The organism is Faecalibacterium sp. DFI.5.82 (assembly GCF_029076575.1).
Lineage (GTDB): Bacteria > Bacillota > Clostridia > Oscillospirales > Ruminococcaceae > Faecalibacterium > Faecalibacterium duncaniae.
This window is the reverse complement of record NZ_JARFIS010000001.1, coordinates 14094-30548: the sequence shown is the minus strand read 5'-3', so window position 1 is coordinate 30548 and position 16455 is coordinate 14094. Positions and strand designations below refer to the sequence as shown.

Genomic DNA, 16455 nt, shown 5'->3' with positions numbered 1-16455 from the left:
CTACTAGGGGAGGTGGCAATGCAAAGCATTGACGGAGGGGTTTATCTCGTCAGCTCACATCCAGATCATCCAGATATTCCGCGCCGTGCTGTGCAATATGCTCCTTGCGTCCGGCAAGGTTGTCTCCCAGCAGCAGGTCAAACACCCGGGCCGTTTCCTCCACGTCCGTGGGCAGCACCTTGATCAGGCGGCGGCTCTCGGGGTTCATGGTGGTCAGCCACATCATCTCGGGGTCGTTTTCGCCCAGACCTTTGGAGCGCTGGATGGTATACTTTTTGTCGCCGATCTCCTTCAGGAATGCTGCCTTTTCCGGCTCGGTGTAGGCAAAATAGGTGTGGTCCTTTGTGGTGATCTCATACAGCGGCGATTCCGCGATATAGACATAGCCCTCGTTGATCAGAGTGGGGGTCAGCCGGTAGAGCATGGTCAGCACCAGCGTGCGGATCTGGTAGCCGTCCACGTCAGCATCGGTACAGATGACGATCTTATTGTAGCGCAGATTATCGATGTTGAAGGTGGCAAGCTCCTTGTTATGCTTGCCGCCCAGCTCCACGCCGCAGCCCATGACCTTGATAAGGTCCACGATGACATCAGACTTGAAGATGCGGGCGTAATCGGCCTTCAGGCAGTTCAGGATCTTGCCGCGGATGGGCATGATGGCCTGATATTCACTGTCGCGGCTCTGCTTGACCGCGCCCATAGCGGAATCGCCCTCCACAATGTAGAGCTCCCGGCGGGAAGCATCCTTGGTGCGGCAGTCCACGAACTTCTGCACCCGGTTGGCCAGATCGATCTGGGTGGAGAGCGTCTTTTTGATGCTCTGGCGGGTCTTTTCGGCGTGCTCGCGGCTCTGCTTGTTCACCAGCACCTGCTGGCAGATCTTCTGGGCCTCCTCCGGCTTTTCAAGGAAGTAGACCTCCAGGTAATGCTTGAGGAAATCAGTCATGGCCTGCGAGACGAACTTGTTCGTGATGGCCTTCTTGGTCTGGTTCTCGTAGCTGGTACGGGTGGAGAAGCTGGACGAGACGTAGACCAGGCAGTCCTGCACATCCTGGAAGCTGATGGCGCTCTCGCCCTTCTTATAGAGGTTCTTGTCCTTCAGGTATTTGTTGATCTGATAGACAAAAGCCGTACGGACGGCGTGCTCGGGGCTGCCGCCGTGTTCCAGCCAGGAGGAGTTGTGATAGTATTCCAGCAGCTGCACCTTATTGGAGAAGCAGAAGGCAGCACTCATCCGCACCTTATAATCCGGCTGATCCTCACGGTCACGGCCGGAGGCCTCGCTTTCGCAGCTGAACACCGGGGTCAGGGTGTCCTCTCCTGCCACCTCCTGCACATAGTCGGCAATGCCGTTCTGGTAGCACCAGCTCTCCTTCCAGGGCTTGCCGGTGGCGGGGTCCTTCTCCTTTTCGTCCGTAAAGTTCAGGGTCAGGCCCGCGTTGACCACGGCCTGACGGCGCAGCACATCCTTATAGTAGCTGCCGGGCACGTCAATGTCCGTAAACACCTCATCGTCGGGCTTCCAGTGGATGATGCTGCCGGTACGGCGGCCCTTGTAGGGCTCCTTCTGCAGGCCGCCCACGTTCTCACCCTTTTTGAAGTCGAGGTGGTAATGAAAGCCGTCGCGGTAGATATCGGCGGTCATCCAGGCAGAGGCGTACTGGGTGGCGCACAGGCCCAGGCCATTCAGGCCCAGGCTGAACTCGTAGTTGTCCTCGCCCTCACCGTATTTGCCGCCCGCGTACATCTCACAGAACAGCAGCTCCCAGTTGTAGCGGCCCTCGCCGTTGTTCCAGTCCACGGGCATACCGCGGCCAAAGTCCTCCACGATCACGCTGCCGTCCTTGCAGCGGGTCACATTGATGGTATCACCGTGGCCATCACGGGCTTCATCAATGGAGTTGGAGACGATCTCAAAAATAGAGTGGGCGCAGCCCTCCACGCCGTCTGAGCCAAAGATGACGGCCGGGCGCTTGCGCACACGGTCGGCGCCCTTCAGCGAAGTAATGCTTTCGTTGCCATATTCCTGTTTTCTTGCCATGCTGTCCTCCGGGCCTGTTCTCTTGTAATGAGCAGGTCGTCAAATCAAAACGCCTTTGCTCTTTCCCTTATAATAAGTATAAGCGATGTGTAAAGAGCAAAAGCGTCGGTGTTCTTTTCTTTTATTAAACCATAGGTTGTATTACTTGTCAATTTCTTCGGGCAGATTTCTTGTCCTCCTGATCCGGCAGAAAAAAGCCCAGAAAGTCATTCTTATTTTGCGCGTTGAAACGCATAAAATGAAAAAAGTTTCAGTTTTTTTCAAAAATTTTGAATTTACCCCTTTACAAAATCAAAATTTCAGGTATAATAATCATCGTCCGGTGCGCCTCTGTAGCTCAGTCGGTAGAGCAGGGGACTGAAAATCCCCGTGTCATTGGTTCGATTCCGATCGGAGGCACCATCTTTCAGAAGAACAAGAATTACTCCTGTTCTTCCGATATGCGGCCGTAGCTCATCTGGTAGAGCGCCACCTTGCCAAGGTGGAGGTAGCGAGTTCGAGCCTCGTCGGCCGCTCCATAACGGAGTGGTAATAATCACTCCGGATATGGCCCGGTAGCTCAGTTGGTTAGAGCACCAGCCTGTCACGCTGGGGGTCGTCGGTTCGAGCCCGATCCGGGTCGTCTTTCCCTGTGGTGCAAGGGTAAATGCACCAATATGCGGCCGTAGCTCATCTGGTAGAGCGCCACCTTGCCAAGGTGGAGGTAGCGAGTTCGAGCCTCGTCGGCCGCTCCAAATGGAGTGGAAATATTCACTCCAAATATGGTGACGTGGCCAAGTGGTAAGGCAAGGGTCTGCAAAACCCTCATCCACCAGTTCAAATCTGGTCGTCACCTCCAAAAGTTCCCGGAAGCTGTGGCTTCCGGGATTTTTTGTTTTCTTTTGCCGCCGGACGTGCTAGAATAAAGAAAACCACGAGAGGAGTCTCCTGCCATGCCCGCTGAACATCACACCACCCTGACCCCGGACACGCCGGTGCGCTACCTCAAGGGCGTGGGGCCCAAGACCGCCGAGCGGTTCGAGAAACTGGGCATCGTGACACTGGCCGATCTGCTCTGCCACTATCCCCGGCGTTACATCGATTTTTCCCGTCCCTACTCCATTGCCGAGGCCCCGCCAGACACCGAGTGCGTGGTGAAGGCCGAGGTGTTCGCCAAACCTGCCGGGCGCATCCTGCCGGGCGGGCGGCGGATGGAGCGCATCACCGCCGGGGACGATGTTTCCAGCCTGGAGATCACCTGGTTCAACAATCCCTATGCCACCCAGAAGCTGGAGCTGGGGCAGGAATACTATTTTGAGGGCATCGTGACCGGCGGGATGCTTCGCCGTCAGATGGTCAACCCGCAGGTGCGCACAGCGGCACAGATCACCGCCGCTCCTTTCGAGGCCGTTTACCCCCAGACCGAGGGGCTTTCCAGCACCGTGATCGCAAAATGCATCCGGCAGCTGCTCCCCCATGCGGAACTCCTGCCCGACCCGCTGCCAGAGGAGATGCTGAAAAAATACCGCCTGCTCTCCAAGGCCGATGCTGTGCGGGCCATCCACTGCCCTGCCACGGAAGAGGAGGCTTTTGCAGCCCGGCGGCGGCTCATCTACGAGGAGCTGCTGGTGCTCCAGTTGGGCATTGGACGAATGAAGAACCGGGGCAGCGCCTCCACCGGTGCACCCATGCAGCGGCTCGACCCGGCCCCCTTCTGGGCATCGCTCCCCTTCTCCCCCACCGGTGCCCAGCGCCGGGCCGTAGACGAAATTCTGACCGATCTGTCCGGCAGCACCTCCATGAACCGCCTTTTGCAGGGCGATGTGGGCAGCGGCAAGACGCTGGTTGCCGCCGCCGCCATCTGGGCCTGCATCCGCAGCGGATACCAGGCGGCCCTGCTGGCCCCCACCGAGATTCTTGCCGCCCAGCACGCAGAGAATCTGAACCGGATGCTGGCCCCCTTCGGGATGCGTGTGGCCCTGCTGACCGGCGGCATGAAGGCCGCCGCCCGCCGCACCACGCTGGCTGCCATCCGCAGTGACGAAGCCGACCTTGTGGTGGGCACCCACGCCATCCTGAGCGAGGGCGTGGAGTTTGCCCGGCTGGGTCTGGCTGTGGTGGACGAGCAGCATCGCTTCGGCGTGCGCCAGCGCGGAATGCTGGCCGAAAAGGCTGCGAACCCCCATCTGCTGGTGATGAGCGCCACGCCCATTCCACGCACATTGGGCCTGCTGATCTACGGTGATCTGGACATCTCTATCCTTGATGAGCTGCCCCCGGGCCGCAAGCCCGTCAAGACCCGGTGCATCACCGGAAAAAAGCGGCGGGATCTCTACGGCTTTCTCGACCGGGAGATCGGAGCCGGACGGCAGGTATATATCGTCTGTCCCGCCATCGAGGACACGCCGGACGGCGGGCTGAACGCCGTGAAGAGTTACTACGAGGACATTGCCAAAGCCCTTCTCCCCGACCGCCGGGTCGGCCTGATGCATGGTAAGCTCAAGCCAAAGGAGAAAGCCGCGGTAATGGACGATTTCAAAGCCGGCCGGCTGGACGCACTGGTATCCACCACTGTCATCGAGGTGGGCGTGGATGTCCCCAACGCCACCGTCATGGTCATCGAGAATGCCGAGCGCTACGGCCTGAGTGCCCTGCACCAGCTGCGGGGCCGCGTGGGCCGGGGTGCCGCCGAGAGCTGGTGCTTCCTTGTCAGCGACAACACCGCCGAGAGCGTCCAGAAACGGCTCAAGTTCCTCTGCTCCACCTCGGACGGCTTCGCCGTGGCACAGTTCGACCTTGAGACCCGCGGCCCCGGCGACTTTTTCGGCAGCCGACAGCACGGCCTGCCCACCCTGCAGATCGCCGACCTGATGAACGACACCCGCACCCTTCACGCCGCTCAGGCCGAGGCCGCCGCTCTGCTGGCCGCAGACCCCCTGCTGGAAGCGCCGGAGCACAGCCTGCTCGCCGCGCAGGTCGAACAGATGTTCACAAAGGCTGGAGCCATGAATTGAAACAATAAAAAGAACCGGTTTCCATGTATTTTAAAATGAGAAAGGCTCCTGCGAAAGCAGGAGCCTTTCTCATTATTACGATTCTGTCATCGGTTCAGGCTTTGCGCCGCCTTGGCGATCACAGCCAGCAGATTGACCAGATGTTCCACGTCCATCTGGCCGCTGTTGTTGGCAAAGGCATAGAAGCAGCCCTGCACGCAGAAGGAAAGCAGGATGCCCCGGTCGGGGTCCGCTGCAAAGGTGGGGTCTTTGGCCGCCAGACGATCTCGCAGACCCTTTTCAATGCAGTTGGCAAAGATCCCCTGCCTTGCCCCGGAGAAAAGGATGTTCACCGCCTCCTGGTTCTGAACAAAGGCATGGAACAGTTCACGGGTCAGCTGCTCTGTGTGTGCAGCGGTAAGCCCCACATTGGGCACACTGTCCAGAATGACATGGATGAGCTTGTTCTCCAACCGGCTGGACAGCTCATAGATATCCTCATAGTGGGCATAAAAGGTGGATTTGTTCACCTTGGCCAGTGTGCACAGGTCTTTGATCCTGATCTTCTCCAGCGGCTGGCGGGCACGCAGCTCCATGAATGCCTTTTCGATGGCGCGGTCAGTCTTTTCAATGCGGATGTCCAAAATAATCCACCACTTTCATTGTTTCGTTGGATATCCAACGCTTTTCGTTTTTCGGGGATAGACAGTTTGTTCGAGTTTTCTTACAATATCAATAGAGAATCCCTTTCTCTCTCAGCGCGGCTTCGATCCTCTGGAATGTTTCTTCATCCGGGCAGCGGAGGGTGTGCAGGTGCACGCCGCCGGTCATCCGGCTGAGCAGGCACTCCGGGGTATTGACTGCCTGGGTGATAAAGGTGTCCACATCGTATCGGCTGGCGAGGTTCAGGTTGCCCCGCAGTTCGCCGTAAAGCGGGTTTTCCACCGCCACATCGACCACCACGCCTCCCTGATCCACCACCGTGTAAAGCTCGGTGCGCATCTCATCGGCGGTCCTGTGCACACAGGCCAGGATGCCGGTGTAGCCGCCGGGGGTCGGGTGGAACTGATACCCGCGCGGGGTGGCCTCGATTTCGGCCCCGCCTGCCCGCAGAAGGGCCACGTCCCCCACCACGATCTGGCGGCTGACCCCCAGCTTTGCGGCCAGTGCACTGGCACTGATGGGTGCGCTGGCCCCATGGAGCTGTTGCAAGATCTTTTCCCGGCGCTGTGCTGCGTTCATTGTTGTTCCCCCTGTCAGCATTTTTCCCTATTATAATAGTGCATGACAGGTGTCCTGTCAATCCAGACGCAGGACCGTGGCGTAATTGGAGGGCAGCTGGACCTTCATCCGGCCAGATGCAAGGCTGACCATCACATTCTCAGCGCCCACGGTATCGGCCAACAGGTCCGTTGCAGCGTTGGCCTCCACCGGCAGCTGGAACTCCATCTCCGCCGGGCCGTCGCCGTTGTTGAATACGGCCACGAGGGCTTTTCCATCCAGCACCCGGGCAAAGGCATAGCACTGGGTGGTCAGCTGGAGCTCCTTCACCTCGCCCCAGCTCAGGGCCGGGTATTCGGCCTTCAGCCTGCCCAATGCGGCGTACACACTGGTGACGGGGTTGGTGGTCAGGTCATCCCGGAATTTGTCCAGCTCCAGGCAGGGGCGCAGGGGCCAGTCACTGCCCCACTCCTTTTTGCCCTCGATGCCAAATTCGGAGCCGTAGTAGATGGACGGAATGCCCCAAAGCGTGTATACTAGAATTGCAATGTGCCGGATGTGCGCCTTGTTCCGCAGTTTATTGGGCAGGCGCTCCACATCGTGGTTGTCGGAAAAGGTATAAAGCCGGGTGTCGTGGCAGAGCCCCTGCAGGCGGCGCATGGTGTGTGCGATCTCAAAATAGTTGTGGTCGTTGTGGCCGCTCCACAGGCCCTTGTGCAGCTCATAGTTGGTAACGGAGTGAAGCATTTCAGGGTTGGCCCAGCGGCTGTAATCGCCGTGGATGACCTCGCCCATCAGCCAGAACTCAGGCTTGACCTCGTTGGCAAGGCGGCGCAGGCCCTTCATAAAGTCGAAGTCCAGCACATCCGCTGCATCCAGCCGGATGCCGTCAATGTCGAATGCATCGACCCAGAAGCGGATGGTATCATAATGGTAGTTCTGCACCTCGGGGTTGCGCTGGTTCAGCTTGACCAGCAGGTTGAAGCCGCCCCAGTTGCCGTAAGAAAAACCGTCGTTGTACTCGTTGTTGCCCCAGAAGTTCACATCGCAGAACCAGTCCTTATAGCGGGAATTCTCGCGGTTGGCCTGCAGGTCTTTGAAGGCAAAGAAATCCCGGCCCACATGGTTGAACACACCGTCCACAATGACCTTCTGGCCCCGGGCGTGGCAGTTGGCCACGAACTCCCTGAACTCCTCGTTGGTGCCCAGGCGGCGGTCCACCCGGCGATAATCGATGGTATCATAGCCGTGGGAGCCGCTCTCGAACAGCGGGCCGATATAAATGGCCGTGCAGCCCAGGTCTTTGGAGGCGTGCTCGGCCCAGGCGTTCAGCTTTGCGAACGCGCCCGGTGTGGGCTGGCCGTCGTTTTCGTGCGCACAGCCGCACAGGCCCAGCGGATAAATGTGATAAAAAACTGCGGTATCATACCATGCCATAGTTACTCTCTCCCATATCATTTCTTCTGCCGCCCAGCAGCGGCAGGCTCAGTATACCACAAACTCCGCCAATTGTGTGGATGTTTGATAAATTTTCTGCATAGTCTCCGTTAAAATCAGCAAGTGTGACGATTTTGATCAAAAATTATTGGTAAATATGACCGGGTGTATCCCGTTGAGAAAAGGAGAAATCTGCATGAATTTTCCCACCATCGACCGCTCGTTCTTTGCGGGCGAATGCTTTGATGCCTACCGTGTGCTGGGCGCGCACCCCTGCCGGGATGACTTTGGGCAGGAGGGCTGGCGGTTTGCCGTGTGGGCCCCGGGGGCCGTGGCTGTGGAGATCTGCGGCGGCTTTGACGGCTGGGGGCCGGGCGTTCCCATGCAGAAGGCCGACACCGGCGTGTGGAGCGGCTTTGTGCCCGGCCTTGCCGAGGGAGAGCTGTACAAATACCGCATCCACGGCAAGGATGGCAGCACCGTGATGCGGGCTGACCCCTACGCCTTTTCCACCGAGCTGCGACCCGGCACGGCCAGCAGGCTGGCCCGGATGGACTTTGCCTTTGACGATTCCAGCTGGATGGAGCGTCGGGACAAGTGCCGCAACCTGCCCGTGAACATCTACGAACTCCATGCAGGCAGCTGGAAGCACAAGCCCAACGCCACCCGCGAGGACGGCTCGGACGGCTGGTACAATTACCGGGAGCTGGCCCGGGAGCTGATCCCCTGGCTGCTGGATCACCGCTTCACCCATGTGGAGCTGCTGCCGCTGGCAGAGCATCCCTTTGACGGCAGCTGGGGCTACCAGACCACCGGTTACTTCTCTGTCACCAGCCGCTACGGCGACCCCGCCGACTTTGCGGCCTTTGTCAACGCCTGCCACCGGATGGGCATTGGTGTCATCATGGACTTTGTGCCCGTCCACTTTGCCGCCAACGGCGACGCGCTCGCCAACTTTGACGGCACCCACCTCTACGAGTACGACAGCGATGTGGGCCACAGCGAGTGGGGCACCTGCAACTTCAACTATTACCGCCGGGAGGTGTGCAGCTTTCTGAACAGCGCCGCTGCCCTCTGGATGGATGTCTACCACTGCGATGGCATCCGGATGGATGCCATCTCCCGTGCCCTTTATTGGCAGGGCGACCCCAACCGCGGCGTGAACGAGGGCGCTGTTACCTTCCTGCGAAACCTGAACCACGGCCTGAACGAGCGCTGGCCCACCGGCATCTACACCGCCGAGGACTCCACCAACTTCCTCAAGGTCACCGCCCCCACCCGCTACGACGGCATCGGTTTCGATTACAAGTGGGACATGGGCTGGATGCACGACACACTGGATTATTTTGCCACACCCTTTGGTGAGCGGCCCGATGTCTACCACAAGCTGACCTTCAGTATGCAGTATTTCTACAACGAGCTGTATCTGCTGGCACTCAGCCACGACGAGGTGGTGCACGGCAAAAAGACCATCATTGATAAGCTGTGGGGCACCTACGAGGAAAAATGCGCCCAGCTGCGCACCCTTTACTTCTACATGTACACCCACCCGGGCAAAAAGCTGAACTTTATGGGCAATGAACTGGGGCATTTCCGGGAGTGGGATGAGAAAAAGGAGCTGGACTGGGGCCTGATGAAGTATCCCTTCCACGACAGCTTCCAGAAATATTTTGCCGAGCTGGGCCGCCTGTATGCCACTGAACCCGCCCTCTACGATGGCGAATACAACCCGAACTGCTTTGAGTGGATCGCCTGTGAGAGCCGGGACGAAGGTGTGTACGCCTGGCTGCGGAAGGGCGCGGGCCAGACCATCCTCTGTGTGATGAATACCCAGAATACCGCCCACAAAAAGTTCCCGCTCTACTTCCAGTACCCCTGCGCCGCCGATGAGCTGCTGAACAGCGAGGCTGCCTGCTGGAACGGCGCGGACCGCAGCCGCACCAGACACCTGCACACCACCGATGGCGGCGTGTACGGCCGGGACTACACCCTGAGCGTGGATCTGCCCGCCATGGGCAGCCGGATGTACCGCATCACGCCGGAGGCTCCCCACCCGGAAGCCGCACAGGCCTCTGCCCGCAAGGCCGCCGCCCAGAAGCGCAAGGCCACCATCGCGGCAAAGCAGAATTCCAAAAAGTAATATCGCATTCAAAATATCCCGTCTGCTGAAATGCAGGCGGGATATTTTATCTTCCGGGGGCCTGCCCTCTTGCCTGTGCCGCCCGGAATCATTATACTGTAAGCTGTAATATTGTGGTTCAAAACCGAGGAGCATGTACAATGTCAACGATACTTTCTGAAAAGAAGACCCTTTCACCCTGGGCAAAGGGCGGCATCGGGCTGGGTGCTGGAGCACTCCTGCTGGTGCTGGTGGGTCTGCTGTTCCCCACCGCGGCGGCATTCTTCCCGCTGGTGAGCCTGTGGTGCAGCTGTGTGCTGTTCTACGGCGCGCTGTGGGTGCTGCACACTGCCGGTGTGGAGCTGGACTTCTTCCACCGCGCAGCCATTATCACCTTCTGGGCCGGAGCTGTGCTCTACTTCTATTGGGCGCTGGGGCGGCGGCAGTTCATCTACGCCTGGGATTATGTGAACTACATTCAGAAGCAGTTCAATACCGAAGCGGCTTTTGCGCTGGGTCCGGTGGCCGGTTTTAAGTACATCATAAGCACATTTTCTGAAGACTACACCAATTTCATCACTCTGTTCACTGAGTTCCCGTTCTGCCTCACCGCAAAAACGGGTGACAGCTACGCTTTTGCGCAGGTTTTCTGTGTGCTCCCCAGCCTTATGCTGATGCTGGCTGGTCTCACGATCAAAATCGGGCAGATTCTGGAGGTCAAGAATAAGTTCTGGTATTTTATCATCGGCTTTTCCTGGGTGCTGACCTATCCGTTCCTGCGAATGAGCGCTATGCTGGCACAGCCGGACTGGTTCGGTCTGATCTTCGCTTTTGCCATTCTGCTCCTCACATTGGACTACCGTTTTGAAAAGCTGGAGCCGGGGCGGTTCGTGCTCATCTTCCTGGCAACGGCCGCGCTTATCCTGAGCCGCCGCTGGTACTTATATTTTGTGGTGGGCTATTATTTTTCTTATGCGCTTCTGCTTTTTGTAAGCAGTGCAAAGCTCGCAAAACAGGGCCAAAAGGGCCTTGCCCTGCGCCGAGTACGCAACCTCATCCTGTTTGGTGTCTGCGCCATGGCAGCAATGGTGGTCCTGCTCTGGCCCATGGTCAGCAAGATCCTGGCTTTTAACTACTCCGACCGCTATTCGTACTATAATGTCGGCGGCATTGCAGTAGAGCTCTATTATCATGCCATGCGCACCGGCCTGCTGAACCTTATTTTGATCCTGTTTGGTTTGTGGCTCTGCGTCAAGCGGAAAAAGCCCAGCCTGCCTGTGTTGGCGCTGTGTGAGCTGATGCTCAGTATGCTCTTATTTACCCGAGTGCAGAATTCCGGCTCCCATCAGATGCTGCTGTACGTGCCCGCCTATATCATTCTGTTTCTCTGCGGTGCGGCGGGTCTGGCAGAGAGTATCGAGCATTTCAAAATACCAAAGCTTTGTTTCTGGGTCTTTACACTGTTGTTCGCCGTGTCGGTGCGGTGCTCCCCGCTCACTGTCATGGCCTTGCCAGAGTTCGTTATCCATGCGTTCCACCCGGCAGACCTTGCTGAGTATCAGCGGCTGGACGAGTTGACCTATGACCGCAAGGACAAACCGCAGATCCAGGCCATGGCACAATGGCTGGTTGAACATCTGGGGGAGGGTGAGGTCGCCTATATGATTCCGGATGACATGCTCTACAATCCCGGCCATCTGCGGAACTGTGACCTGCCCAACCATGCACTGGACGGCAAGTTGCCGGACAGCTTCTCGGTGCCGGGCACCCACTATTTCCCCACCGGTTTCTTTGATGCCAGATATGTGGTAACTGCAGACCCGTTCCCCCTCTCACTGGCTCCGGACACGGAACTGGGCCACCGGTTCAACGCCGTTTTTCTTCAGCTGAGAGAGACTACCCACCAGCAAGTTGCGACCTTCGATATGGGCAACGGCACGGTGTTCACGATCTGGGAACGCACCACTCCCGTGACACGTGAGGAAGTGGAGACCTATCTCCATGAATTTGATGCTGAAAACGCCAAATACCCAGAAATGTTTTCCTCTGTTGTGGAAAACTGGCTGGCTGTTCATGGTTTATAAAAGGAGAGTAAAACGATATGTCCAACAACGCAAAAAATCTACCAGAAGTAAAATTAGGTCAGTACAAGGGGCTGGCTTTCACCCGCCATGTGCGGCCGCTTTCCGAAAAGACCATTGACCAGGAGATGGTCCACCAGACCCGGATGCGCTCCGTCTACCACAACTCCACCGCCCCCGCCAAGCGCGGCAGCCGGGTCCTGCTGGATTTTGTCGGCTTCATGGACGGGGAGGAGATCCCCGACAGCCGGATGGAAAAGGTGATGGTGGTTCTGGGGGACGGCAAGCTGATGCCCGCCGCCGAAGATGCCATCTACGGCCACACCGCTGGCGAGACCTTCCGCTTCGATTTCACTTACCCGGAGCAGTTCCGGGTGGAGGAGCTCTCCGGCAAGACCGCACAGTTTGAGATCAAGCTGCACTCCGTGGCCGAAAAGACCACCCCGGAGCTGAACGAGGAATTTGCCCGGGCACAGGGCTATGCAGACCTTGCCGCCATGCGCGAGGCCGTGCGGGCCAAAAAGCGGAAGATCCACGAAGATGCCGCCGACCGCGCCGCCGGGCAGGAGCTGCTGGCAAAGGTCGGTGCTAACCTGACCGTGGATCTGCCCGAGGCCATGCTGGACCGCACCGCCGACAACGAGATGCGGATGCTGGAGCAGCGGCTCTCCCGCAGCAACATCACCCTGGAAAAGCACTGCAAGAACAGCCACACCACCGCTGCCGCCCTGCGGGCAGGCTACCGTGACGCTGCCGAGCGGAACCTGCGCTCCATGCTGGCCTCCCGCTCCATTGCTGAAGCCGAGAACATCACCGTGAGCACGCTGGAGGTCAACAACGAGTACCGCCGCCTGTCCCAGCTGCAGGACACCCCGGAGGCCGATATCCGCCGGGTGCTGAGCCCGGACACCCTTGCCGCCGCACTGGTTGCACAGAAAGTCCAGCGCTTCCTGCTGGACAACGCCGACATCACCACGGTGATGGACCCCGAAAAGGAGTGATCCTATGAGTATCTTTACGCGCTACGCCATGGATGCGCTGATGAAGACCACCCACCCCGAAGTGAACCGCAAGCAGTGCTGGAACCTGCACCCCCACCGCACCCCCTGCACAGCCTGCAAGGACATCTGCCCCTATGGCGATGAGATCTTCACCCGCCCCAACCTCGTCAAGGACTGGGATCCCTGCACCGACTGCGGCCTGTGCGTCTCGGCCTGCCGGTCGGGCTGCATTGCCCCCTCGCCGGAGCAAGTGCAGCGGGACATCTCCCCTGCCGACAGCGATGGCGACACCATCTGGATCGGCTGCGAAAAATCCACCCGCAAGAACACTGTGGTGCGCACCTGCGTCTCGGCCTATTCGTGGGAAGCGCTGGCCTACCTTGCCCTGAACAAGAAGATCGTCCTCGATCTGACCCCCTGCGGCGAGTGCGAGAACGATGTCTGCGCCGAGCATCTGCGTGCCGTTCTGACCCGGCTGGTGGAGTTTTTCGGCCAGCCCCTGTTCGAGGCCCGGTTCACGCTGGCATACGAGCTGGACGATGCCCCCTTCCACGTCAAGGAATATTCCCGCCGTGAGATGATGGAGCAGGTGACCTCCGGCTCCAAAAAGGGCACCAAGCAGCTGCTGCGGATGCTGCCCGGCCTGCGCAGCGAGGACGAGAGCAGCCAGGATTTCCGGCTGCTGCTCCACCAGTACACCAAGCAGCTCAAGGCAGTGTCCGAAACGCCCCTGCGCTATGGCTACCACCTGCCCAACTTCACCCAGAAGTGCTTTGCCTGCGGCCGGTGTGAGAAGAGCTGCCGCAGCGGTGCCATCAAGTTTGAGGACCTGCCCGACGGCCAGACCCGCGCGGTGATCACGCCGTGGAAGTGCAGCGAGTGCGGGGTCTGCGTTGCCGCCTGCTCCAACGGCGGTCTGGACGGCCTGAAGCTGCGCCAGCTCACCAGCCTTGGCCCTGTCAGTGTCTACAAGTGCACCAAGACCCTCTGCAAGGAATGCGGCAAGCCCATTGCGCCCAACTGTGCGGACGGCATCTGTTCTGTCTGCCGCATCAAGCTGCGCTCCAAAAAGCGTCAGGAGGAGGCTGTGGCCCGCGCCAAGGAGCGTCAGGCCGAGCGCGAGGCCAAAAAGGCCGCGGAGGCAGCTGCAAAGGAGCTGGCAGAAGAAATTAAAAATGCCTCACCCTCTCAGCCGCCTATCGGCGGCAGCTCCCCCGAAGGGGGAGCCCCTGGCGTTCCGGTCACTTCCACTGTAAATGAATAAAACTTGCTTTCCCAGTTTGCCAAAGGCTCTCCCTTTGGGAGAGCTGGCATTGCGGAGCAATGACTGAGAGGGCGAGCATGTTTCCCATTGACGCAGCTCCAAAAAAATGCTATAATTCTTTTTAACCACCCAGCTGTGGTCGGGAGGACAAGTTACAAAGGCGTAACGGATGTGTTTCCGTTACGCCTTTTTTGCTTCCCGCTGCCGGGAAACAGCGGGCCTGTCGGCTTTGGGCGGCAACCAGACTTCAACACGAAGAAAAGAGGGAATTTCATTATGAAACAGTCTATTTCTCGTCGTCAGTTCCTCAAGGCAAGCGGCCTGGCAGCCGCAGGTGCCTGCGCCGCCGGTCTGCTGTCCAGCTGCGGCGGCAAGAGCGGCGGCAGCTCCTCCGGTTCTGCTTCCGGTGCGGATACCAGCAAGTACACCGTGCTTTATTCCAGCCAGCCTGCAACCCTGAACTATCTGACCACCGCCACCGACCTGGAAATGGTCGTGGGTGCAAACTGTGTGGACACCCTGGTCGAGTACGACAACAAGGGCGTGATGCGCGATGGCCTGGCCACCAAGTGGGAGTGGGATGCCGACACCCTGACCTGGACCTTCACCCTGCGCGAGGAGAACTGGGTGGACAACAACGGCGAAGTCGTTGCCCCCGTGACCGCACAGGACTTTGTGGATGCCCTGCAGTATGTACTGACCCCGGATTACGCTTCCTCCAACGTGGGCCTGGTCACCGCCTACATTGCCGGTGCGAATGATTACTACAACTATCACGTCTACCTGACCAATGCTGAAAACGGCACTGTGGACGATGACGGCACCACCTATGTCACCGATGGCAGCGGCAACGTGACTGTGACCGCAGCAGACGGCACCGCTTCCACCTACGCCCCCGTGGACTTTGATTCCGTGGGCGTGACCGCTGTGGATGACCACACCCTGGCCTACACCCTGACTTACGATTTCCCCGGCTTCCTGAGCCTGCTGTGCTACCTGCCCTATGAGCCCGCTTACGGCCCCCTGCTGAGCGAGATGGGCGACCAGTATGCCACCAGCGCCGAGACCCTGTACAGCTGCGGTGCTTTCTACCTGTCTGATTACGAGTCTCTGGAAACCTGGATCATGAAGAAGAACCCCGAGAACTATGATGCGGACAATGTCTTTATCGACACCATCAGCCGCATTTACAATGCCGAGGCTGCCGTGAACGGCCCCGAGATGATCAAGCGCGGCGAGATCGACGAAGCCACCATCGGCTCCGATATTCTGGACAGCTGGCTGGCCGACGATACCACCAAGGACATGGTCTCCATGGATCGTCCCAACACCAACTACACCTACTTCTACATGTTCAACTTCATGCCCTTTGCACACGAGTTCTCCAACTGGAACGTTGAGGGTGTGGATGCAGAATACGAACCCGAGAACTGGGCCAAGGCCATCAACAACACCAATTTCCGCAAGGCCTTCCTGTACGGCATCAACAACGCCGTTACGCTGGCTGTCAGCGCACCTCTGGGCTATGACAGCTACAAGTTGAACACCATCACTCCCCCGAACTTCTGCGCCACCACCGATGGCGTGGACTACACCCAGTGCGGCGGCCTGGCCGACCTGACCGAGTTCTTTGACGAGGCCAAGGCCAAGGAGTACCGTGATGCCGCCATTGAGGAGCTGACCGCACAGGGGGTCACCTTCCCCATCAAGGTGCAGCTGCCCTACAACCCCTCCTCCACCGACTGGGACAAGCAGTGCCAGGTGCTCAAGCAGCAGCTGGAGGGTGTGCTGAACGACGGCACCGACTTCATCGACATCATCATCACCGCCGGCCCCTCCGACAGCTTCCTGTCTGCTGTGCGCCGCAACGGCAAGTTCGAGTTCCTGCTCTGCAACTGGGGCGCTGACTACTCCGACCCCGAGACCGAGACTGACCCGTTCTATCAGGCTAAGGATTCCCGTGGAATGCGCTATGCTTACCTGCGCACCGGCGTGGAGGACGGCTTCATCACCGGCGAGACCGCAGATGCTGTTATGGCCTACATGAACGCCATCGAGGCCGCAAAGCAGATCACCGATGACATCGATGCCCGCTACAAGGCCTTTGCCGATGCCGAGGCTCTGCTCATCACCAACGCACTGGTCATTCCGCGCGGCATGAGCGTGCCCGCCTATCTGGCGACCCGCCTGAACTACTGGGAGGGCCAGTACGCTTCCATCGGCTTCTCCAACAAGCGCCTGAAGGGCATCCATGTCCTCGACCACTACATCTCCATGGACGAATACGAGGCAAACCGTGACGCTCGCTAAGCGTTCCTT

At 58.8% G+C, this 16455-nt stretch carries 10 protein-coding genes and 5 tRNA genes; 11 read left to right on the top strand and 4 right to left on the bottom strand.

The genetic code is table 11. The features are described 5' to 3' along the window. Nucleotides 1-49: 49 nt before the first annotated feature. A complete protein-coding gene (locus P0G09_RS00155) occupies nt 50-2041 on the bottom strand; it encodes a toprim domain-containing protein (RefSeq protein ID WP_097770972.1) in 1992 nt (663 codons plus the stop codon). A gap of 326 nt (nt 2042-2367) precedes the next feature. Between P0G09_RS00155 and P0G09_RS00150 the strand changes: the two genes are divergently transcribed. The 6 genes from P0G09_RS00150 (at nt 2368) to recG (ending at nt 5034) form a co-directional block, all read left to right on the top strand. Beyond that, nucleotides 2368-2443 (top strand) — tRNA-Phe (locus P0G09_RS00150). Nucleotides 2444-2483: 40 nt separating this feature from the next. Continuing rightward, nucleotides 2484-2559 (top strand) — tRNA-Gly (locus P0G09_RS00145). A 30-nt stretch (nt 2560-2589) separates the two neighbouring features. Beyond that, a tRNA-Asp gene (locus P0G09_RS00140) sits at nt 2590-2663 on the top strand. Nucleotides 2664-2699: 36 nt separating this feature from the next. Next, nucleotides 2700-2775, top strand: a tRNA-Gly gene (locus P0G09_RS00135). Between the two features lie 29 nt (nt 2776-2804). Continuing rightward, nucleotides 2805-2879, top strand: a tRNA-Cys gene (locus P0G09_RS00130). Between the two features lie 94 nt (nt 2880-2973). Further along, entirely contained in the window at nt 2974-5034 is a 2061-nt protein-coding gene (gene recG, locus P0G09_RS00125; protein ID WP_035394160.1) for an ATP-dependent DNA helicase RecG, read from the top strand. Between the two features lie 86 nt (nt 5035-5120). On the opposite strand, the gene P0G09_RS00120 is transcribed toward recG, so the two are convergent. The 3 genes from P0G09_RS00120 to P0G09_RS00110 all read right to left on the bottom strand — a co-directional run bounded on the left by P0G09_RS00120 (nt 5121) and on the right by P0G09_RS00110 (nt 7671). Then, a complete protein-coding gene (locus P0G09_RS00120; protein WP_005933107.1) occupies nt 5121-5657 on the bottom strand; it encodes a hypothetical protein in 537 nt (178 codons plus the stop codon). A gap of 88 nt (nt 5658-5745) precedes the next feature. Continuing rightward, complete coding sequence (locus P0G09_RS00115) at nt 5746-6255, bottom strand: transcription repressor NadR (protein ID WP_275251643.1); 510 nt, start codon at nt 6253-6255, stop codon at nt 5746-5748. A 57-nt stretch (nt 6256-6312) separates the two neighbouring features. Then, the gene (locus tag P0G09_RS00110; RefSeq protein ID WP_215697076.1) at nt 6313-7671 is read right to left on the bottom strand and encodes an alpha-amylase family glycosyl hydrolase; all 1359 of its coding nucleotides are present in this window, start codon (nt 7669-7671) and stop codon (nt 6313-6315) included. A gap of 196 nt (nt 7672-7867) precedes the next feature. Between P0G09_RS00110 and glgB the strand changes: the two genes are divergently transcribed. The 5 genes from glgB (at nt 7868) to P0G09_RS00085 (ending at nt 16446) form a co-directional block, all read left to right on the top strand. Continuing rightward, nucleotides 7868-9811 carry a 1,4-alpha-glucan branching protein GlgB gene (gene glgB, locus P0G09_RS00105; RefSeq protein WP_275251642.1) on the top strand — a complete coding sequence of 648 codons (1944 nt, stop codon included), beginning with the start codon at nt 7868-7870 and terminating at the stop codon, nt 9809-9811. 140 nt (nt 9812-9951) lie between these two features. After that, nucleotides 9952-11874 (top strand): hypothetical protein, encoded by a 1923-nt coding sequence (locus tag P0G09_RS00100; protein ID WP_275251641.1) that lies wholly within the window; start codon nt 9952-9954, stop codon nt 11872-11874. Between the two features lie 17 nt (nt 11875-11891). After that, nucleotides 11892-12872, top strand: a complete 981-nt coding sequence (gene tig / locus P0G09_RS00095; protein WP_275251640.1) for a trigger factor — start codon at nt 11892-11894, stop codon at nt 12870-12872. 4 nt (nt 12873-12876) lie between these two features. After that, complete coding sequence (locus P0G09_RS00090; RefSeq protein ID WP_275251639.1) at nt 12877-14136, top strand: 4Fe-4S dicluster domain-containing protein; 1260 nt, start codon at nt 12877-12879, stop codon at nt 14134-14136. Nucleotides 14137-14412: 276 nt separating this feature from the next. After that, a complete protein-coding gene (locus tag P0G09_RS00085; protein ID WP_156059480.1) occupies nt 14413-16446 on the top strand; it encodes an ABC transporter substrate-binding protein in 2034 nt (677 codons plus the stop codon). Nucleotides 16447-16455: the final 9 nt, after the last annotated feature.